16 protein-coding genes are annotated in these 20,999 nt (G+C 34.9%); 7 read left to right on the forward strand and 9 right to left on the reverse strand.

Annotated elements, in window-relative coordinates; translation table 11 throughout:
• The first annotated feature begins 2 nt into the window (after window positions 1-2).
• A complete protein-coding gene (locus ABID42_RS14890) occupies window positions 3-1,511 on the forward strand; it encodes a glycosyltransferase family protein (protein WP_367284334.1) in 1,509 nt (502 codons plus the stop codon).
• A gap of 58 nt (window positions 1,512-1,569) precedes the next feature.
• Entirely contained in the window at window positions 1,570-2,718 is a 1,149-nt protein-coding gene (locus ABID42_RS14895) for an acyltransferase family protein (RefSeq protein WP_367284335.1), read from the forward strand.
• A 69-nt stretch (window positions 2,719-2,787) separates the two neighbouring features.
• Here the strand turns inward: ABID42_RS14895 and ABID42_RS14900 are convergent, their stop codons facing one another.
• From ABID42_RS14900 to ABID42_RS14910, 3 genes are all read right to left on the reverse strand, one after another.
• The gene (locus tag ABID42_RS14900) at window positions 2,788-3,120 is read right to left on the reverse strand and encodes a helix-turn-helix domain-containing protein (protein WP_323255127.1); all 333 of its coding nucleotides are present in this window, start codon (window positions 3,118-3,120) and stop codon (window positions 2,788-2,790) included.
• A gap of 684 nt (window positions 3,121-3,804) precedes the next feature.
• Window positions 3,805-4,992 (reverse strand): nucleoside permease, encoded by a 1,188-nt coding sequence (locus ABID42_RS14905; protein ID WP_367284336.1) that lies wholly within the window; start codon window positions 4,990-4,992, stop codon window positions 3,805-3,807.
• 356 nt (window positions 4,993-5,348) lie between these two features.
• A complete protein-coding gene (locus tag ABID42_RS14910; RefSeq protein WP_367284337.1) occupies window positions 5,349-8,735 on the reverse strand; it encodes a PAS domain S-box protein in 3,387 nt (1,128 codons plus the stop codon).
• Between the two features lie 145 nt (window positions 8,736-8,880).
• Here ABID42_RS14910 and rsmA point away from each other — a divergent pair, with 145 nt between their 5' ends.
• From rsmA to ABID42_RS14935, 5 genes are all read left to right on the forward strand, one after another.
• On the forward strand, window positions 8,881-9,663 hold the full coding sequence (rsmA, locus tag ABID42_RS14915; protein WP_367284338.1) for a 16S rRNA (adenine(1518)-N(6)/adenine(1519)-N(6))-dimethyltransferase RsmA: 783 nt from the start codon (window positions 8,881-8,883) through the stop codon (window positions 9,661-9,663).
• A gap of 54 nt (window positions 9,664-9,717) precedes the next feature.
• On the forward strand, window positions 9,718-11,100 hold the full coding sequence (mgtE, locus tag ABID42_RS14920; RefSeq protein ID WP_367284339.1) for a magnesium transporter: 1,383 nt from the start codon (window positions 9,718-9,720) through the stop codon (window positions 11,098-11,100).
• Between the two features lie 109 nt (window positions 11,101-11,209).
• Complete coding sequence (gene dtd / locus ABID42_RS14925; RefSeq protein ID WP_367284340.1) at window positions 11,210-11,662, forward strand: D-aminoacyl-tRNA deacylase; 453 nt, start codon at window positions 11,210-11,212, stop codon at window positions 11,660-11,662.
• A 10-nt stretch (window positions 11,663-11,672) separates the two neighbouring features.
• A complete protein-coding gene (locus ABID42_RS14930) occupies window positions 11,673-11,993 on the forward strand; it encodes a hypothetical protein (protein ID WP_367284341.1) in 321 nt (106 codons plus the stop codon).
• The gene (locus ABID42_RS14935; protein ID WP_184132504.1) at window positions 11,990-12,316 is read left to right on the forward strand and encodes a nucleotide pyrophosphohydrolase; all 327 of its coding nucleotides are present in this window, start codon (window positions 11,990-11,992) and stop codon (window positions 12,314-12,316) included. Before ABID42_RS14930 ends, ABID42_RS14935 begins: the two co-directional genes overlap by 4 nt.
• A 147-nt stretch (window positions 12,317-12,463) precedes the next feature.
• On the opposite strand, the gene ABID42_RS14940 is transcribed toward ABID42_RS14935, so the two are convergent.
• From ABID42_RS14940 to ABID42_RS14965, 6 genes are all read right to left on the reverse strand, one after another.
• The gene (locus ABID42_RS14940) at window positions 12,464-13,264 is read right to left on the reverse strand and encodes a hypothetical protein (protein WP_367284342.1); all 801 of its coding nucleotides are present in this window, start codon (window positions 13,262-13,264) and stop codon (window positions 12,464-12,466) included.
• A 90-nt stretch (window positions 13,265-13,354) separates the two neighbouring features.
• Window positions 13,355-14,755 carry a dihydrolipoyl dehydrogenase gene (gene lpdA, locus ABID42_RS14945; RefSeq protein ID WP_367284343.1) on the reverse strand — a complete coding sequence of 467 codons (1,401 nt, stop codon included), beginning with the start codon at window positions 14,753-14,755 and terminating at the stop codon, window positions 13,355-13,357.
• Between the two features lie 90 nt (window positions 14,756-14,845).
• Window positions 14,846-15,058 (reverse strand): DUF4177 domain-containing protein, encoded by a 213-nt coding sequence (locus tag ABID42_RS14950; RefSeq protein WP_367284344.1) that lies wholly within the window; start codon window positions 15,056-15,058, stop codon window positions 14,846-14,848.
• A gap of 72 nt (window positions 15,059-15,130) precedes the next feature.
• Window positions 15,131-16,672, reverse strand: coding sequence for a 2-oxoglutarate dehydrogenase complex dihydrolipoyllysine-residue succinyltransferase (gene odhB, locus ABID42_RS14955; protein ID WP_367284345.1), 1,542 nt, complete (start codon window positions 16,670-16,672; stop codon window positions 15,131-15,133).
• A 143-nt stretch (window positions 16,673-16,815) separates the two neighbouring features.
• Window positions 16,816-19,563, reverse strand: a complete 2,748-nt coding sequence (locus ABID42_RS14960) for a 2-oxoglutarate dehydrogenase E1 component (protein WP_367284346.1) — start codon at window positions 19,561-19,563, stop codon at window positions 16,816-16,818.
• Between the two features lie 307 nt (window positions 19,564-19,870).
• Window positions 19,871-20,812, reverse strand: a complete 942-nt coding sequence (locus ABID42_RS14965) for a PorP/SprF family type IX secretion system membrane protein (RefSeq protein WP_367284347.1) — start codon at window positions 20,810-20,812, stop codon at window positions 19,871-19,873.
• Between the last annotated feature and the right edge of the window lie 187 nt (window positions 20,813-20,999).

Below are 20,999 nucleotides of genomic sequence, written 5' to 3' on the forward strand. Positions count from 1 at the left end.
TTATGCAACAATACTTAGAGTCTTTAAATCTCAGAAAAATATTATTGATTGGTCTTTTTTTTAGAGTATTATCAATCATTTTTTCAAAAGGTTATGCTTTCACTGACGACCACTACGAAGTAGTTGTACTTGCCCAAAACTTACTTGATAAAGTTGATTCGCCCTTTACACAAGACTTTTTAGTGAATGGCGAAGCCTATCTTTTCAGCTTAATCTATCCTTATATTCATTACTTAATTTTTGGAATTTGTGAATGGTTTGGCACAACCAACCCAGAAACCAAAATGTTGTTGGCAAGAATTGTCAATAGTTTATTTTCACTTCTTAGTATTTATTACGGTTATAAACTGACAGAACGATTAAGTAATCATAAAAACGATGCAAAAATTGTCGGATTACTATTGGCTGTATTTTGGGTTTTCCCGTTTATGTCGGTTCGAAATTTAAGAGAATTTGTTTGCATTCCACCACTTTTAATGGGTTGTTATTACGCAGTAAATCAAAAACTTAACAACAAATCTGTTCTTCTATCAGCTTTTTGGTTTGTCATCGCTTTTGTATTTCGGTACCAAATCGTTTTTATTCCTTTTACTGTAGGTTTAACTTGGCTATTAAGCAAAACAAATTGGCAAAAAGCCATTTTATTTGGTTTCGGTTGTATTGGTTTTTACTTGCTTACACAGGGAGTTTTCGATTATATCTACTGGGGAAATCCGATTGCGTCTATCAAAGCCTATTTTACCTTCAATGCTGATGCTAAAAATATAGAAATTTATCCGAACGGGCCTTGGCATAGATATATTGGTACAATGGCTGGTTTGAGTTTAGGTTTATCGTCACTCCTATTTTTTGCAGGTTATTTTAAAACAGCTACACAAGCAGGAAATAGACGAATGTTATTCTTAGCTTCCTTGTTTTTCTTTGCCTTTCATTCATATTATCCTAACAAGCAAGAAAGATTTATCCTACCTTTTATTCCTTTCTTTTTAATTTTAGGAGTAATTGGTTTCCGTGATATTTACGAGAGTTTACAAAATAAAACGTGGTTCAGAACCACCACCAAAGTATTAGTTTATTGGTTTATTGTATTGAATACAATTTTGCTTTGTATTCTTTCAGTAACTTACACGAAGCGTTCGAGAGTAGAAAGTATGAATTATTTTAGAGAAAAAGGTGATTTACAAAACTTTGTTATTCAAAACTTTCAAGCATCTCAGCCAGTGGCTATTTTCTATTTAGATAAACGATTAGATTATTATGATATTGATAGTCCTGAAAAACTCGCAGCATTACCTAATGAACTAAAATCAGGCAAAAAAGTATATCCAAATTATTTAATCATTGTAGGTTCGGCAGATTTGGAAGCAAGGCTAGCAATGATGAAAAAAATATTTCCAAAATTACAATACGATACCAACATTGAACCAAGCTTTATAGATAACATTGCTTATGTGTTGAATCCATCACATAATCATAACGAAACATGGTTTATCTATAAAATTGTCAGATAAATGCTAAACATCATCGAAAGCATGAATCTTGAAAACCCATTAATTAATAACCCAAATAATGCAAAATTCTCATCAACCTGTTTATTTTCCTAATTTGAATGGCGTTCGTTTTATTGCCGCATTTTCAGTACTCATTCATCACACCGAACAAATTAGATATATGATGGGCTTAGAACATTTCTATGGCTTTTACATCATTAAAAACATGGGAAAATTGGGCGTAGGCTTATTTTTTGTATTGAGTGGTTTTCTGATTACCTATTTATTATTAAGCGAAAAAACTAGAAGAGGTGATATTTCAACGAAGAATTTTTACGTCAGGAGGATTCTTAGAATTTGGCCTTTATACTACATCATCGTGCTGCTTGCCTTTTTTGTTTTTCCTGAAATTCCCTTTTTCAATGGTCCACTTCGTGATGATTTCTATTACGATGCTAATTTTTACAAACGCCTTCCTTTCTTTTTACTTTTTCTACCAAATTTTGGATACGTTTTTTTCAGAGCGCCTTATTTATGTGCACAAACTTGGTCTATAGGCATTGAGGAACAATTTTATGCTATTTGGCCTTGGATTATCAAACGAAAAAATCCTGTTAAATCATTCTTAATTGTTGTTGCAGTATTTGTAATTATTGTGGGAAGTACTTCTTTCTATTTCTTGAAAATAAGTGATTTGCCAGTAGACACAAAAGAGAAAATTTATGAAAATTTAGCCTTATTTTTTAGTCAATTCAGGATTTTAACAATGGTAATTGGCGGTATTGGAGCATATTTAGTTTTCAGCAAACAAGAAAGAATTTTATCGTTTCTTTTTAAGAAAAGTACTCAGGCTATCGTTTACACAATTACACTTTTGATAATAGGCTCAGATGTTTACATTCCTGGCTTCAACCTTGAATTTCATGGTATTTTCTTTTGCTACTTCATTATCAATGTAGCAGCAAACCCAAATACAATTTTAAACCTTGAAAAACCGATTATTCATTATTTAGGGAAGATTTCATACGGGATTTATATATATCACTCAGCAGTGATAGTTTTTTGTATTAATGCAATACATTACTTTATTGGAGATAAACTTAGTCTTCCTGTTTTTAACGTCCTCCTATACACGTTGGTTATTGGTTTAACGGTGTTAGTTTGTGAGTTCTCATTCCGTTTTATAGAATCTCCACTCTTACGTTTGAAAGACAAGTTTAATAGATAAGTAATTAATAATCAGAATATTAATCACAATATCCTGATTATTAATTTCAGTAAGGCATTCGCTTTACAGTTAATCCTTTGGAGTATTAATTGTAAGCAATTTGCTTTGTAGTTCTATAATTTGTTTTTGCATAGCGATTACATCATCAGCTTTTAGGGCAACATAGCCAGCTTCAGATTCATGAACTACAGACATTGAAGGCAAGTCTGTTTCTCCAGTCAGATAAGCAACCTTAACATTCAAAGTTTGCGCCATTCTCATTAGTTGAGAATACTTTGCATCATTTCTATTCAAAATCGCATGTAAAGTAGCCTCTGTGATTTTTGATTGGGTTGCCAATTGTAGCAATGTCATTCCTCTTTCTACAATCAGTACTCTTACTCTGTCTTCAATTCTTTTCATTTCTCTGGGGGTAAATAATCTAATGCTCAAAAAGTATTAGTATTTATCTTTAAGTTGACTTATTTTAGGATATTTTACTTGTGTTAAATACTGAGTTATACTCTTATAGTTTTAGTTTTTCACATTTCTATTATAAAACTATATCTATCGATTCAATGATTAACAAATTATGTCTAACAAAATTTGTAGGGTACAAATATAAATGCTTTGAAAATATATGCTACTAAATGCTCTAAAAAAAACATCCGAATTACTTAAAAGCAGGATAAAAGCTTGCAAAGGGTATTTATCAAATAATTGGAAGTAAATAATTACCACTTTAGTCCCGAATTATTACTTCCAAAAAGGAAGTAAACTGATAGATAATACTCATAAACTTCCTTCTTTTGAATTATAGTTTAGCGAGCTTATCCAAAAAACATTAAAATACTCATCAAAAAAGAGCAAAAAAATCCTGAAACATGAAATCTATGTTAATTTCGACAACAGCAAAATCGGCATTTTATTTCTTATAAATATATTGTAAAACGCTTATTTAAAGAATTTGTTTATCAAATTACCTATTCTTTACTGTTCAAATATTCACAAAAGAATAGAATATTTTTTAATGAAGAATATCAATGACAAAGTTCTTAAAATAAGCGCTTTACAAATAATTATCTAACAAAAATTTGAGCTTATTTACTAGTTTGTCTGTTTTTTATCGTGGAAGAAAATAACAAATAATACCAGTACTACAGCTGCAATACCTGCTGGAACCATCCATACGGAAGTCCAATCATGTACTTCTCCATTTGTATAATTCGACAATACTTTTCCAGAAAGAATAGAGCCAATCCCCATTCCAATACCATAAGTAGCTAAAGTAATTAAACCTTGTGCTGAATTCTTAATCTTCTCCCCTGCTTTATTATCAGTATAAATTTGACCCGTAACAAAGAAAAAGTCATAACAAACACCGTGAAGGACAATCGCTAAATACAACATCCATTCTGATGAAATTCCATCGCCATAACCAAAGCACACAAATCTAATAATCCAAGCTACCAAACCAACAATCAGCATTTTCTTAATTCCAAATTTTTGCAAAGCAAAAGGAATCAAAAGCATAAATAATACTTCTGAAACTTGCCCTAATGACATCTTGTTTTCAACATTTGTCATGTGTGATTCCGTCAACGATAAATTAGCATGAGCATAATAAAAAGCCAAAGGAATACATACCAATACAGAAGAAACAAAGAAAATTGAGAAAGAACGGTCTTTAAAAAGTACAAAAGAGTCTGTCCCTAAAATCTGAGAAACAGAAGCTGTTCCAGTAGCTTTCGGTGGCGTATTTGGCAAAGTGAAAGCATAAATTCCCCAAGCAATCGAAGTGAACATTGCGATTTGGAAAATCGTTACTTTATCGCCAAATCCGTAAGCTCCAATAATATTGGTTACTACAATCCAGGCAACAGTTCCTAACACACGAATTGGAGGAAATTCAGTACCTGGGTCTTTCATTTGATTCATGGCGATTGAACTTGACAATGCCAAATTCGGAGCGAAAGTCAAAGTATAAGCCAAAATGTACCAAAAGAAAGTATCAGGGTCTTTTGTTTGAATCAGAAAATATAAAATTACCGCACCTAATAAATTCAAAACACCCATTACTTTCTGAGCTGAAAAGTAGCGGTCTGCGATTAATCCTACAAAAAAAGGAGCAAAAATAGAGGCAATTGAAAAAGTAGCATAGGCGCTTCCTATTTGGTCGCCATTTGCGTGTAAAGCAGTAAAAAGATATTTACCCATTTGACCGTACCAAGCTCCCCATGTGCTAAACATTAGGAACATCATGAACATCAGCTGAATTCTAGTAGTAATACGCATAATTTATTGTATTGAATAAAGTAAAGATTGATAGTTTTTAATATTCAGAAACGCTTAATTTAATGCTTATCTCTATAAATTCTATCATGGTTAATGGCAAAAAACACATTTATTTTATTAAATAATTAAAAGACAAGCTTTTAGAGCTCCAAAGTTTTTTTGATATTTTAAAAAATTTAAAAATATCAAAAAATAATTTATTTTTGCATACTTTTTTGAATTACCACTAAGTCGTTCATTCGATCTAATCATCAATCAAACAATTAGCAACTTTAAAATCTTAATATTTTTAAGGTTTTATTATTTTAAAAAACTAAAAAAAAGGGTACATTGCTTGAGGCATTGTACCCTTTTTTTTACAGCTTTTTATAGGCAATTTTAAACGCTTCAAATTCTTCCTGTAAAATCACAATTTCTTTTTCAAAGAAAGTAAAATCGCAATGCTTGGCTTTTTCTTCAATAATTCTTGTGATTTCGTGCAAACGGGCAGCTCCTAAAGTTCCAGAATTTCCTTTCAAGGTATGTAATTCACTTTGTACTTGTTTACAATTACTTGCATGGAAACCTTCGATAGCCAATTGAATTTGTTCGGTGGCTTCTTCTTCAAATCCTTCAAGAATTGAACTTACAAAACTCATATCACCACCAACACTACTTGCCAATTGTTTAATGGTTTCATGATCAAGCACAGGAAACGCATCTAAAGAAATAAGCGTTGGAGTATTCACTTTTTCCTTCGGTTTTTCAACAATTACAGGCGTACTTTCAGCTTTAGAGACTTCTGTTTTGGCAATTGTTTTTGCTACATTCTTTTTATGAGTACTTCCTCTTTCAATCCATTCTCGTACTTTTCTAACCAAAATTTCGGCTCTGATTGGTTTTGGAACATAATCGTTCATGCCATTTGCCATAAAACGGTCACGGTCTTCACGCATGGCATAAGCAGTCATGGCGATGATTGGCGGTAAATTATCAGAAATTGCTCTTAAATTATGAGTCGTTTCTACGCCATCCATTTCTGGCATTTGAATATCCATGAAGATTACATCAAATGGTTTTTCAAGCAAGGAAGTTTCAACCAAAGCAATTGCTTTTTTACCAGAATCGGCTGTAATTACTTCGCAACCTGCTTTTCTCATGATTTCACTCGCTACTTTTCGGTTGGTCGCATTATCATCAACCAACAAAATGTATGGCGTAATATCACTAAAATGACCAAGTACTTGGAATGCTACTTCATCCTTTTTAGCCATCATTGGGCTAATATCCGTTTGCTTGATTTCGATGATAAACCAAAAAGTAGAGCCTTTGCCCCAATCAGAATGCACACCAATTTCGCCTTTCATTAAGCGACAAAGCTCTTTTGAAATTGCTAAACCTAAACCTGTTCCTCCGAATGATTTCTTTGTTGAATTATCTACTTGCTGGAAAGCATTGAAGAGCATTTTTAAATTTTCTTCGGTAATTCCGATGCCAGAATCCTTAATTTCAACTTTAATTCTATTGAATTTCCCTCTTTTCTCTACCAAATTTACATTAATTTCTACCGTTCCATTCTCAGTAAATTTCAAAGCATTTGAAGTAAGATTTGAAAGAATTTGTAGCAAACGAGTTTCGTCAGCAATGACAAATTCAGGTAAATTCTCGCCAAATTCACAAATAATTCTATTGCCTTTGTTCGCCGCAATTTGTGAGAAAAGTGCTTGTAATCTATCAAAAACATCTTTGAAAACAAGTGGGGCTTCATGTAAAGCCATTTTTCCCGCTTCGATTTTCGCTAAATCTAAAATATCGTTCAGAATGTGCAGAAGTGTTTCCGATGATTTCTTAATGGTTTGAACATAATCTTTTTGCTCAATATCCAAAACGGTATCGTTCAATAAATCAATCATCCCGATTACTCCGTTCATCGGTGTTCTGATTTCGTGACTCATATTCGCCAAAAATCTTTCTTTTACTTTCAACGAACGTTCTGCTTCATCTTTGGCTTTTACAATATCTTGCTGATACTTCTTTAAATCTGTAATATCACGACCAATGCCAGATACTTCTTCAATCATTCCATTGTTTAGAAATATCGGGTTCAGATAAATTTCTATCCAATTCGGATTGCCATCGTCCGAATCTAATTTTACTTCAAAATGCTGTTGCTCCCCTCTGAAAGCAGATTTATACTTTTCTTCAAGTACTCTCCTATCAGCCGACGAAACCATTCTAAAACCTACTTTTTCAGTACTTAACATCAATTGTGGTTTCACTGCTAATTGTCTTTCAATTAATTGAGAATACTCTTTATTGAAAGAAGTCAATAACATTTTTCGATTTACCGACCACATTAAGTGCGAACTACCTTCGATGATGGCATTTAAACGAGCCGTTTCTCTGGCCAATACATCTTCAGCTTGCTTTCTAGCAATTGCTAAGGCTACTTGTCCAGAAATAAAGTCCAATAATTCTAAATCTCGTTGCTCATACTTATTCTGGCGTTCATACGATTTTAAACCGATGATTCCCGTTACTTTATTGCCAATACGCAAAGGCACGCAAATCATTACTTTGGGTACTACCCCATAGAGATAAATCGTTTTGTCTTCCGCCAATTTAAAAATATCTTCATCTCGCAAAATCAATGGCCTGTTGGCTGCAATGGCGTATTCTGTCAGTCCATTTCCTAATTTTCTTTTGGTAAAATGTACTCTATTATCAAAATACTCATCAACATAATATGGGAAGTACAGGAAAGATTTTGCTGAGTCGTACTGAGCAATAAAGAAGTTTTTAACATCAATTACTTCGCCCAATTCTTTATGAATGTTTACATATAAATCATCCAAATTGGTAGAACGAATCGTTGCTTGAGCAATACTTGAATATAATTTAGAAGCACGTTCAGCTCTTACTTTTGCAGTTGAGTTATGAAAAATACAACGAAAAGCTGTTGGAACATCTTTTTCAAATCGACAGTTTACAGAGCCTGCCAAGTAAAGTCGGCGACCGTCTTTTCTTCTAAAAACGACCTCAAAATCGGGCATATTCGCTCCGCTTTTTACTTTCTCAAATTTTTGAAGGGCATCATTGGCAAAATCTGGATGAAGAATATCTTTCAAACGCAAAGAAGCTAATTCGTTCGACTCATAACCCATAGTTTCTAACCATGATTTATTGACGTACAAAAACCTTCCAGAAATACTTGTGATTTGAATTAAGTCGGTTGTATTGGTAATTAAATCCTGCAATTGCGCATTTGAACGTGCCAATGCTTCTGCTACTTTTCTGCGCTCAGTTACGTCTTCACCAATGATGGTTAAATATCGAATATCTTCGCCAGCATCATTGAAAATCGTAGAATTTAATTCAACATATTTTAATTGTCCAGATTTGGCAAGCATTGTTCTTTCCTTTTGGTCGAACAAGCCTCCTTTTTCCATAGCGTCTTGAAAAGAAGTAATTCGTTGTACTTTTTCTTCACTTGGTACTAAAACGTCAAAAAAGTTTTTCCCAATCAATTCATCCAATTGGTAGCCCAACATTCTGATTGAAAAAGGATTACAATACACAATCGTCCCATTATCCTCCAACACCATTCCCACCAAATTAAGGTTTTCTACCGCTTTTTCAAGTTCAGATGCCATTGAAGGTTGCATTTCGCCTGCTCGTTCATTGACTTCTAATACTCTTAATTCTTTTTTGAGGTGACGAATTTCTATGATTAATTCTTCTTTTGTTTTATGAGACCAACGCATAGCTTTTTGTTCTTGGTTATTTTCCTTTTCGATTTTAACGAAATTTTATCTTAAAAGTACAAAAAACGGCGTAATTTTAAGGAATAAAAGCAATTCATTAGTCTTTTTAACATTATTTATCATCCAAAAACCAACGACAGAATCATTGAAAGACGTAAGAGCTAAAAAAAGTCTAGGGCAACATTTTCTAAGAGATTTAGAGGCAGCACAGAAAATTGTAGAGTTGATGTCGCTTCATGGCGGTTATGACCAAGTACTGGAAATTGGTCCGGGAATGGGCGTACTTACTCAATATTTATTACAACATACCGAATACCAAACTTCCGTTGTTGAATTAGACAGAGAATCTGTAGAATACCTCAATATACATTATCCACAATTACAAGGCAGAATCCATTCAGCCGATTTTTTGCATTTAGATTTATCTACTTTTTTCGGCGGTAAAAAATTCGGAATCGTTGGAAATTTTCCCTATAATATTTCTTCTCAGATTTTATTCAAAGTACTTGATTACAAAGACTTTGTTCCAGAAATAGCAGGAATGTTTCAAAAAGAAGTAGCGGTAAGAATTGCCTCAAAACCGGGCAATAAAGATTACGGTATTTTGAGCGTATTACTGCAAGCTTTCTATGATATTGAATATTGTTTTTCATTAGGACCAGAAGTATTTTCGCCACCACCAAAAGTAAATTCTGGTGTAATTCGTCTGAAAAGAAATAATGTATCTGATTTAGGAGTATCAGAAAGTAAATTTAAAGCCATTGTAAAAATGGGCTTTAATCAACGCCGAAAAACACTCCGAAATGCTTTGAGAGCTTTACAATTACCTGAAAATCCATTTTTGAATAAACGTGCAGAACAATTATCTGTGGCTGATTTTCTGGAATTGACTAGATTAGCAGAAGCAAACAATCCGATTATTGAATAGCAGCCTCTAAATTATATAGTCAAGTCAAATAGTATTATTTGTGACGACAAAATCATGGAACCAACTAATCAACAACCTTTTGAACTTACTCCTTTTGAACTCACAAAGGAATATTTAGAGAAAATACAAACGGCCATCAATCAGCAAGAAAATGAGTTAATCATTGCTGAAATGGGCGAATTGTATCCTGCCGATATTACCAATATTTTGTATGAATTGGAAGGCGAAGAAGCTCATTATTTGGTAAGATTATTGGATAAAAAGCTTGGTGCTGAAATCATCACAAATCTTGACGCTGATGACCGTAAAAAATTCCTCAAGAATTTTACGGCAATGGAAATTGCAGAATACGTTGATGTGTTGGATTCGGATGATGCCGTTGATATTCTGAATGAACAACCCAAAGATATTTCGGAGGACATTATTGGTTTGTTGAAAGACAGAGAACAAGCTCGTTTTGTCAACGATTTGATGCACTATGATGAAGATTCTGCGGGTGGTTTGATGCAAAAAGAGTTAATCAAAATTAACATTAAGCAATCAATTACAGAATGTATCGAAGAAATTAGAAGACAAGCCGAAGATGTTGAAAACGTATCTTCTGTTTATGTGGTGGATGATGAAAGTATTTTATTAGGAAGAGTTTCTTTAAAGAAAATTATTCTTGCCAAAAGAGGTGCAAGAGTCGCTGATATTTATGATGAAAATATTGTTTCTGTAAAAACAACTGCCAAAGGTGAAGAAGTAGCCGATGTCATGCAGAAATACGATTTAGAAGCAGTACCAGTTGTGAATATTCAAGGGCGATTATTGGGTAGAATTACGATTGATGACGTGGTCGATTTTATCACAGAATCGGCTCAAGAAGACGTACAAGCAATGACGGGTATTTCGGAAGATGTTGAGGAAGATGACAGCGTTTGGCGTTTGGTACGTTCTCGTTTGCCATGGCTCATTGTTGGTATGTTCGGTAGTTTTTTAGCGGCAAAATTAATTGCAAGTCTTGGAAACATCATTCAAATCACAGCTACCGTTTCAGCCTTTATTCCACTGATTGGTTCAACAGGTGGAAATGTTGGGATTCAATCATCTTCACTCATTGTTCAAAGTTTGGCTGATAAATCTGGTATTGATATTCCACTGAGCGAACGTCTTTGGAAAGTATTAAAAGTAGCACTTTTGAATGCAGTACTTGCAGGAGTGGTAGCATTTTTCGGTTCACTTGCCGTTGATGGTGCAGACGTCGATTTATCACTTACAGTCTCTCTTTCTCTTTTTTCTGTGGTCCTTCTAGCTTCGTTCATGGGTACGCTTACACCATTGGCTTTGAACAGATTTAATATTAATCCAGCTATCGCTTCAGGTCCATTTATTACCACTACAAACGATTTATTGGGCTATGGCGTGTATTTATTGATTGTTTATTTATTGATGTAATTAAGTTGTAAATTTTGAAAAGATTCAAATTCCCATAACAAAAAATTGAATATCAACACTTTAAGCAACAAACCACACAACTTGGCATTCACAATTCACAACTCTTAAAATGATTGCAGTAATACAAAGAGTTTCGGAAGCTTCTGTAAAAATTGAAGATAAAATAAAGGGCAGTATTCAAAAAGGTTTTTTAATCTTGTTAGGCATTACTCATGAAGATACCCTAGAAGATGTAGAATGGCTTTCAAAGAAAATTGTTGGCATGAGGATTTTTTCGGACGAAGAAGGAAAAATGAATCTTGACCTAAAATCTGTAAATGGTGATATTTTATTAATCAGTCAGTTTACTTTGCATGCAAGTACCAAGAAAGGAAATCGACCAAGTTTTATTGAAGCCGCAAGACCAGAAATTGCCATTCCTTTATACGAACAAATGATTAAGCAATTATCCAAAGACTTGGGAAAGGATATACAAACTGGCGAATTTGGTGCTGATATGAAAGTATCGCTCGTTAACGATGGACCAGTTACCATTATTATTGATTCAAAAAACAAGAATTAAGTCGTTTAAAATGATACGAAATACCATCTTTACGCTAATTGCTACCATCATCATTATTGTGGTAAATCTAAATGCTGATGTGGTACATTGGCCACTTTTTGTCATATTACTTTCTGCTTTATTATTGGGCTATTTACAACCACAAAAAGGCTGGATTTCTGCCATACAATTGACGGCTGGAATTTTTGCAGGTTTCTTTATTGCACAATTATTGGGTGTATCAGCCAAGTTTCCTAATATCAATCAATTCTCTACTTATATTTCACCATTACCTTGTTTGTTTGGTGGATTTATGGGTAGTTTTTTCAATAAAACCATTCATCAAAAATGACAATAGAAGAAGCACAAAGTACTGTTGATAATTGGATAAAAACCATTGGCGTTCGTTACTTTAATGAACTAACTAATATGGCAATGCTTACAGAAGAAGTTGGAGAAGTAGCCAGAATTATCGCTCGTAGATATGGTGAACAATCCGAAAAAGAATCTGACAAAGCCAAAGATTTAGGTGATGAAATGGCAGATGTTTTATTTGTGCTGATTTGTTTGGCTAACCAAACAGGAATTAATCTCACCGAAGCTTTACAAAAAAACCTCGACAAGAAAACAAAGCGTGATGCTACTCGGCATTTGGAGAATGAAAAACTTAAATAGCTGTCAGCTTTGAGTTTGTTTAAATAAAAGAATAAAAATCACACATAAAAACGATTCCTTCAAATTTTTCTATTAGGGTGCGACTTAAGTCACACCCTAATAGAAATTATATCTTAAAGGCTCATAGCCACTTCTCAAAGCTAAAATCTACTTTTTCACCTGCTTTGCCTCTACTTCTTTCACCATTTTTTGCCCTAAATCTTTACTGATTTCTGGCTTGATAAAAACTGAAACTTGATCGACCAAAGGGTTTAATTTTTTAATAGAAGCGTGCAAAACATCAAATTCTAACTGTCCTGAAATCGCCGTAAATTCTGCATCTGTTAATCCACCGTTATTATCAGAAAAATCATTGAAACGAAGATTAATATTTTTATTGGCTAACTTTCCTCCTTCCCAACTCACAACACTTCCGCCTAAATCCCATCCAAAACCAGTAATGGTAAATGTTTTTCCATTCAACTGAACAATCTCAGACAATGGCATACCAAGATGAATTCCATCTTTTGAAGACCAAGGCGAGCTTAAATCAGTTTTTTCATCTTTGGTAAAACGCACTCTTACTATTACATCCTGAATTTGCTGATACTCTTTGCCATCTTTCCAATAGATTTCTACTTCTTTTTCTGTATCAGGAAAAAGCTTCGTTACTTTAAACTGTCCTTCGCCAGTTTCTATCATTACTTCTTTTTTTACATTTGCTTCGCCATATTTTTTGACTAATCCATCAAAACTTACACAAGCTAGAATATCTTCCAAAAACATTCCTACACTTTTTTCAGTACTGTTTCTGGTAATAATTTCTTTCTTAGTTTTGGTAATAATAACTGAAGAATCTACTTTACTTTCTTGATTTGGCTTGGTTGAACAAGCATTAAAAAATAAGGTTACTATAAAAAGAAACGTGTATTTATAAAAGGAAATGAAATTTAAAGATGATGTTTTCATGATTGTTTTTGGTTAATTTCCCCAAAGCTAACAAAAAAGGCTTGGAGGGACAACCCTCCAAGCCTTTGATTTTTATCATTTTTTCTTGAATTACGAATGAATTGCACGGTTTTCAGTAGCTGCTAAACAAGCTTCTTTCATCGCTTCCGTATAAGTTGGGTGCGAGTGAGACATTCTTGCGACATCTTCAGCACTTGCACGATATTCCATCGCAACTACTGCTTCTGCAATCATATCGGCTGCTCTTGCACCGATAATATGTACGCCCAAGATTTCGTCTGTCGTTTTATCAGCTAATACTTTTACTAAACCATCGGTATCGCCAGAAGCCGTAGCACGACCTAAAGCTTTGAATGGAAATGAACCTACTTTATAAGCTTTTCCAGCAGTTTTCAATTCTTCTTCGGTTTTACCTACAGAAGCTACTTCTGGCCAAGTATAAACAACACCCGGAATCAAATTATAATTGATATGTGGTTTTTGTCCTGCGATAGTCTCTGCTACAAAAACGCCTTCTTCTTCAGCTTTGTGTGCCAACATTGCTCCACGAATCACATCACCAATCGCATAGATTCCCGGTACTTTTGTTTGCAAAGTATGTTCATCTACTTCAATCTTGCCACGCTCAGTTGTTAAACCTGCAGCTTCAAGATTTAAACCATCTGTATATGGACGACGACCGATACAAACCAATACATAATCACCTGTGATTTGTACTTCTTCATCTTTTGAGTTTCTTGCTGTTACTGTTACATCATCTCCATTGTTTACAACACCTGTAACTTTATGAGAGAAGTAATAATCAGCCCCTAATTTCTTAACAGCTTTTTGTAATTCTTTACCCATCGTTTTATCCATCGTAGGAATCATCGAATCAGCAAATTCTACAAAACTTACTTTAGCACCCAAACGAGCATAAACCGAACCTAACTCCGCTCCGATTACTCCTGCACCAATTACCACTAAGTGTTTTGGAACTTCTTTCAAGTTCAAAGCTTCTGTTGAAGTAATGATTCTTGTTTTATCAACTGGAATAAAAGGTAAAACTGTTGGTTTTGAACCCGTAGCAATGATGATATTTTTACCAGTAATTTGTTCAGAAGTACCATCCGCTTTAGCAACATTCACAGTACTTTTATCAACGAATGACCCAAGACCATTGTAAACAGTAATCTTGTTTTTCTTCATCAAAAAATTGATACCATCGTTCATTTTCTTCACCACACCCGACTTACGATTAATCATTTGCTCGATGTTAATTTTCGGAGCAGAGATTTCTATACCGTGGTCTGCAAAAGTGTGAGCAGCATTATGAAAATGCTCTGAAGAATCTAAAAGTGCTTTTGAAGGAATACAACCTACATTCAGGCAAGTACCTCCCAAAACTGAATATTTCTCAATGATGGCAGTTTTGTTGCCTAATTGTGCGGCACGGATTGCAGCTACATAGCCACCCGGACCAGAACCGATTACTATTACGTCGTATTGCATATTATGAGCTTTGGGTATTCAGCGATTTACTGATAACCAACAAGTTTAATTACTTAAATTGATTTTGATATAAAAAGGGAAATGAATCTACTAAAACACTGTTCTTTTATAAGTTATCACTACCTGAACAGTAGTTCCTTTTACTACAACAGGAATAATACTAACAAGTTCCCATCCACTTCTAGCTGCTTTATTGAGCGTCTCAGCAAGAAACTTTTCGTCAATTTCCTCATAGTCTTCCCATTCTTCTGGCTCATCTGCATTGATAGAAATACTGAAGGTTGAATATTCGTAGTTAGACATTGAGTAGAAAAAGATTATATATTATTAAATCAATTGAGACACTTTGGGGTGTCTCAATTGATTTATAAAATGCTATACATCTAACAATAAACGTGTTGGATCTTCAAGGAGTTGTTTTACTCTTACCAAGAATGAAACTGATTCTCTACCATCAATAATTCTATGGTCATAAGAAAGAGCAAGATACATAATCGGACGAACTACTACTTGTCCACCAATTACTACAGCACGTTCTACGATATTGTGCATCCCTAAAATTGCTGATTGTGGAGCGTTAATAATTGGCGTTGATAACATTGAACCAAATACACCACCGTTAGTAATTGTGAATGTACCTCCAGTCATTTCTGGTAAAGTCAATTTATTATCTCTTGCTTTTAAAGCTAAACGAATTACTTCTGATTCAATTCCTGCTAAAGATAATTGTTCTGCATTTCTGATTACTGGAACAACTAATCCTTTTGGAGCAGAAACGGCAATTGAAATATCACAATAATCATGGAAGATAATTGAATCGCCATCGATTGAAGCATTTACTGCTGGGAATTCTTTTAAAGCAACACAAACAGCTTTTGTAAAGAACGACATAAAGCCTAAACCAACACCATGTTTCTCTTTGAATTTATCTTTGTATTTTCCACGAAGATCCATGATTGGCTTCATATCTACTTCGTTGAAAGTAGTTAACATCGCTGTTTCGTTTTTCACTTGAACTAAACGACGAGCTACTGTTTTACGCAAAGAAGTCATTTTCTCAGCTCTATCAACTCTGTTACCTGAAGCAGAAGCTACTGGTGCTGGCTCTGCTGCTTTAGCAGGTGCAGCCACTGGAGCTGGTGCTGGTTTTTGAGCTGATTGTGCATCTTCTTTCGTAATTCTTCCACCTACGCCTGAACCTTGAACAGTTGCAGGGTCGATTCCTTTTTCAGCTAATGCCTTCGCTGCTGCTGGTGAAGCATGACCTGCCGCATAGCTTGAAGATGATTCTACAGAAGCTGATGCTACTGGAGCTGGGGCAGATGTTACTGGCGCTGCTGCTGCAACTGCCGAACCTGCACCCACTGTAATAGTTGCTACTAAGCCACCGATTGGCAATGTTGTACCAGCTTCGGCTACAATATGTAATGTTCCTGATGCTTCAGCAGGAAGTTCGAATGTTGCTTTATCAGATTCTAATTCACATAGTACTTCGTCCATGTTTACTGAATCTCCTTCTTTTTTGTTCCAAGAAGAAACTGTTACTTCTGTGATTGATTCACCAACAGCTGGAACTTTGATTTCAATCGTTTTTGCAGGTTCTGCACTTGCTACTGGTGCAGCCGCAGGAGCAGCTACTGCTTCAACAACTGGAGCTGAAGGTGCAACAGCAGTTTGTCCACCAACTGTTTCAATAATACAGATAACAGCACCGATAGGCAAAGTGTCACCTTCTTTTGCAACGATTTTCAAGACGCCTTCTGCTTCGGCAGGGAGTTCAAAGGTGGCTTTGTCTGATTCTAATTCACACAAAACTTCATCCATTTTAACAACATCTCCGTCTTTTTTATTCCAAGCGGCGATAGTTACCTCTGTTATTGACTCGCCTACTGGCGGTACTTTCATTTCAATTGCCATATTCTGATTTTATAATTTAGAATTTAGATTTTAGAATGCTGATACCTCTAAAAACCAAAACTATATGATTAAAATACTTAGATAATAATATAAAAAGAATGTAGATTACTCATCCTAGAATCAGTAATCTACATCGGTTAAATTTATGAGAATGCTCTTTCTACTAAAGCTGCTTGTTCTTCATTATGAATTTTCAAGAAACCTGTAGCAGGTGAAGCTGATTTTTTACGAGCTACTAATCCTTCAAATGGTTTCCAACCAAATTCACGAATGACGAACGACCAATATCCCATGTTTTCTGGTTCTTCTTGTACCCAGAACACTTTTGCTTTTGGATATTTGTCTAATTCAGCCTGAACTTTTTTAGCAGGGAAAGGTTGTAATTGTTCTAAACGAACGATGGCTACATCTGTACGATTATCTTTTGCTTGTTTATCTAACAAATCAAAATATACTTTACCTGAACAAAGTAATACTTTCTTCACTTTCTTAGCATCTACAAAAGTATCTCCGTAAACTTCTTCGAATTTTCCATCTGTAAAATCGCTGATTGGAGAAACTACTTTTGGATGACGGAATAAAGATTTTGGAGACATCATCACCAATGGCTTACGGAATTCCCAAGCTAATTGACGACGCAAAGCATGGAAAAGATTGACTGGTGTTGTAAGGTTAGTTACAATGATGTTTTCTTCTGCAGCTAATTGTAAATATCTTTCTGGACGAGCATTTGAATGTTCTGGGCCTTGTCCTTCATAACCATGTGGCAATTGCATTACCAAACCATTCATTGTTCCCCATTTAGATTCACAAGAAGCAATAAATTGGTCAATCATAGTTTGTGCTCCGTTTGAGAAATCACCAAACTGAGCTTCCCAAATTACCAAAGCATTCGGGTTGGCTAAAGCATAACCAAACTCAAAACCTAATACTGCATACTCTGAAAGTAATGAGTTATAGATTTGTAATTGCTCTTGTCCTTCTTCAATATAATTCAGTGAAGTATATGATTCATTCGTATTAGCATCATGTAAAACAGCATGACGGTGAGAGAAAGTACCTCTCTGTACATCTTGTCCTGATACTCTTACAGCATTTCCTTCTAAAAGAATAGAACCATAAGCCAAAGCTTCAGCAGTTGCCCAGTTCAATACGCCATTATCAAAGAAACCTTTTCTGTCAGCTAATACTTTTTCAATTTGCTTCAAGGCACTAAAACCAGCAGGCAATTTTGAAAGCGCCACCGCAATTTTATCAATTGTTTCTTTGGCAATTCCTGTATTTGGCGAATTATCAAAATCAGCTAATCCAGCATAACGTAATTCAGCCCAACGATTATCCAATTTTAATGGATGATATTCTGGACGAATCTTTTGTTTTACTAAATCCAAACGAGCTTGTAATTCACTTTTGAATTCTGAATCCATTTCAGAAGCCAACTTCGCTTCAATATCACCACGAGCAATTAATTTCTGAGTATATAATTCTCTTGGATTTAAGTGATTCGTAATGTTTGCGTAAAGTGTTGGCTGCGTAAAACGAGGTTCGTCAGATTCGTTGTGTCCATTTCTACGGTAACAAACCATATCAATAAACACATCACGGTTGAATTGCTGACGGAACTCTGCTGCCATTTTCGATACAAAAACTACAGCTTCTGGATCGTCCCCATTTACGTGGAATACTGGCGCATCAATGATTTTAGCAACGTCTGTACAATAGATTGACGAACGTGCATCTTCAAAATCAGTCGTGAAACCTACTTGGTTATTAATCACAAAGTGGATAGTTCCACCTACTTCATAACCTTTTAGTTTTGCCATTTGTGTTACTTCATAAACGATACCTTGTCCAGCAACGGCAGCATCTCCATGAATCAAAATTGGCAATATTTTATCATAATCTCCATCGTAATGAGCATCAGCTCTTGCACGACAGAAACCTTCTACTAATGGATTTACAGCCTCTAAGTGTGAAGGGTTAGGTGCTAATTTCAATGAAATTTCAACACCTGATGGAGAAATATGTTTTGATGAATATCCTAAGTGATACTTTACGTCACCATCGCCATGAATTTGGTCTGGAAGATTTCCTTCAAAACCATCAAAAATAGCATCGTAAGATTTGTGCATGATGTTAGCCAACACATTCAAACGACCACGGTGTGCCATACCAATCATGGCTTCTTTTACGCCTAATTCAGCAGAACGATTGATGATAGCATCTAAAGCAGGAATAGTACTTTCGCCACCTTCCAAACCAAAACGTTTTTGACCTAAATACTTGGTTCCCAAGAAGTTCTCAAAAACTACCGCTTCATTCAGTTTCGTTAAGATTTGTTTCTTTTCATCCAAAGAAGGATTAAACGCTAAAGCCTCTCTTTCGATTTTAGCACGTAACCATTCTTTTACTTCTGGCTCACGGATATAAGCATATTCAAAACCTACTGAACCCGCATAAATCGTGTTCAATGACTCAATGATTTTGCGCAATGAAACTGCACCAATACCCAAGAAATTTCCAGCTTGAAAATTTGTATCTAAATCCGCTTCTGAAAGAGCATAATCTTTCAAATCCAAACGTGGCTGACGGTTTTTACGATTACGGATTGGATTGGTTTTTGCGAGAAGGTGTCCACGTGAACGAAAGGCTTTAATTAAGCTAATTACAGCCATTTCTTTCTGAACCGTTGAACTATCTGGCGAAGAAGTGCCTCCACTTTTTATTCCGTTGGATGCGCCTTCTGCGTTATTCCAACTTGCGTGAAAATCAAAACCTTTGAAAAAGTTTTGCCAACTTGTATCTACCGAATTAGGGTCTTTTAAATATGACTCATAAAGGTCAGAAATCGCTGCCGTATCAGCATTGGCAATGTATGAAAATTGATCCATTATAATGTGACGTAACCAAAATTGGGACTATCGTTATTTGTTTTCTTTTTTGTACTTATTTTATTCCAAGGCAAAGTTAAGCTATGCTTTCAAATTAAAACATAAAATTTATTTGTTTTTTATTGAAAGAATGCCAAATTTATATAGCACAGCTTTTAATGATTCCAAAAGGGTATATTTCTTTACAAAGTACAATAATAACTTCAAAAGTTAATTATTTTACACTATTCGTTCAGCTTTTTTGAGATTCCTGTACTTTCCTGAAATTTCTTGCTTCATTATTACAAATGAACTCCTACTTTCTGACTTAGAAATACCTAAATACGCCCGACTTCCCATTACCTGAATCAAATTCATAACGTAACATAATTTGATGAAAGCCTTCCTTCGCTCCGACCGCTCCGTTTGGATTACCTTTAAAGTCATAAGCATATCCTAATTGAATTTTACTGAATTGAATCTGCAAAGAACCTAAAAAAGCTTTCTCCGAAAATTCCGAACCTGTGTTCTGATACCAAAGCCCTAAACCAAATCGGTTATTAAACCATGCCGTTGCGTTAAAGTCAACATCAGTTTGAGTACTATACGCATTTGAAAGTCGTCTGACTAACACACCTGTTTTTAATTGTACTTGGTCGTCGAAATGAAAAACATAACCTGCGGTTAGAAAAGTAGGCTGACTAAATTGGGTTTTATCAGCATTCAAATTCATCATGGAAAGTCCCGCATAATAATCATCATTATGATAATACACACCCAAACCAATACTTGCATTAAAATTAGTACTACCAACGCCTCCTCCAGTTGAAGAAATATAAGCAGGTACTTGGGTTACGCCTGCTTGCACGCCCAAGGCTAATTTGCCATCATTAGGTAAAACAAAACGATAGGCAAAGTCTCCATACAATCCTAAATTCCCGATAATTCCTCCTGTATTTGTACCAATCAATTGTTCGGCATTGTATGCTTGAAAACCAATTGCCATTTTATCTTGAGCAATGGGCATATCGAAATTAAAATATTGCTGATTGGTTGAAGCCGCTCCAACGGTACTAAAAAGCGGACGACGACGATATAAAGCAGCCACACTCACTACTTCACGACTACCCGCATAAGCTGGATTGACGTTCAGGGGCATCATTGGATAAGTAATATACTGTTGGTCTTGTTGAGCAAAACTTGCAAAAGATGTAATCAATGTAGCAACCACAACAAAACTAACAAATAGACGAAGGCTTAATTTTTTCATAGATGGTATAAGTAAGAGTTATTAATTGGGAATTGTGCGTTTTGGATGACAGATATTTATGTACTCAGTTATTTAACCTACATAACAACCTTGTTTATTTTATCGAGCTTAATATTTATTTGCCCGAAGTTACAAAAAAGCCTTATTGACTTATTATTTTTATGCTTTTAAAGGAGAAATATTAAGG

It is taken from the genome of Arcicella rosea, from assembly GCF_040543805.1.
Lineage (GTDB): Bacteria > Bacteroidota > Bacteroidia > Cytophagales > Spirosomataceae > Arcicella > Arcicella rosea.

Bases quoted from the DNA above. Each gene is read 5' to 3' on its own strand.
- ABID42_RS14965 (WP_367284347.1), bottom strand. From the start codon at position 20,812: ATGAAAAAATTAAGCCTTCGTCTATTTGTTAGTTTTGTTGTGGTTGCT.
- mgtE (WP_367284339.1), top strand. From the start codon at position 9,718: ATGGAACCAACTAATCAACAACCTTTTGAACTTACTCCTTTTGAACTC.
- dtd (WP_367284340.1), top strand. From the start codon at position 11,210: ATGATTGCAGTAATACAAAGAGTTTCGGAAGCTTCTGTAAAAATTGAA.
- ABID42_RS14935 (WP_184132504.1), top strand. From the start codon at position 11,990: ATGACAATAGAAGAAGCACAAAGTACTGTTGATAATTGGATAAAAACC.
- ABID42_RS14940 (WP_367284342.1), bottom strand. From the start codon at position 13,264: ATGAAAACATCATCTTTAAATTTCATTTCCTTTTATAAATACACGTTT.
- ABID42_RS14895 (WP_367284335.1), top strand. From the start codon at position 1,570: ATGCAAAATTCTCATCAACCTGTTTATTTTCCTAATTTGAATGGCGTT.
- ABID42_RS14930 (WP_367284341.1), top strand. From the start codon at position 11,673: ATGATACGAAATACCATCTTTACGCTAATTGCTACCATCATCATTATT.
- ABID42_RS14890 (WP_367284334.1), top strand. From the start codon at position 3: ATGCAACAATACTTAGAGTCTTTAAATCTCAGAAAAATATTATTGATT.
- ABID42_RS14905 (WP_367284336.1), bottom strand. From the start codon at position 4,992: ATGCGTATTACTACTAGAATTCAGCTGATGTTCATGATGTTCCTAATG.
- ABID42_RS14960 (WP_367284346.1), bottom strand. From the start codon at position 19,563: ATGGATCAATTTTCATACATTGCCAATGCTGATACGGCAGCGATTTCT.
- ABID42_RS14950 (WP_367284344.1), bottom strand. From the start codon at position 15,058: ATGTCTAACTACGAATATTCAACCTTCAGTATTTCTATCAATGCAGAT.
- ABID42_RS14900 (WP_323255127.1), bottom strand. From the start codon at position 3,120: ATGAAAAGAATTGAAGACAGAGTAAGAGTACTGATTGTAGAAAGAGGA.
- lpdA (WP_367284343.1), bottom strand. From the start codon at position 14,755: ATGCAATACGACGTAATAGTAATCGGTTCTGGTCCGGGTGGCTATGTA.
- odhB (WP_367284345.1), bottom strand. From the start codon at position 16,672: ATGGCAATTGAAATGAAAGTACCGCCAGTAGGCGAGTCAATAACAGAG.
- ABID42_RS14910 (WP_367284337.1), bottom strand. From the start codon at position 8,735: ATGCGTTGGTCTCATAAAACAAAAGAAGAATTAATCATAGAAATTCGT.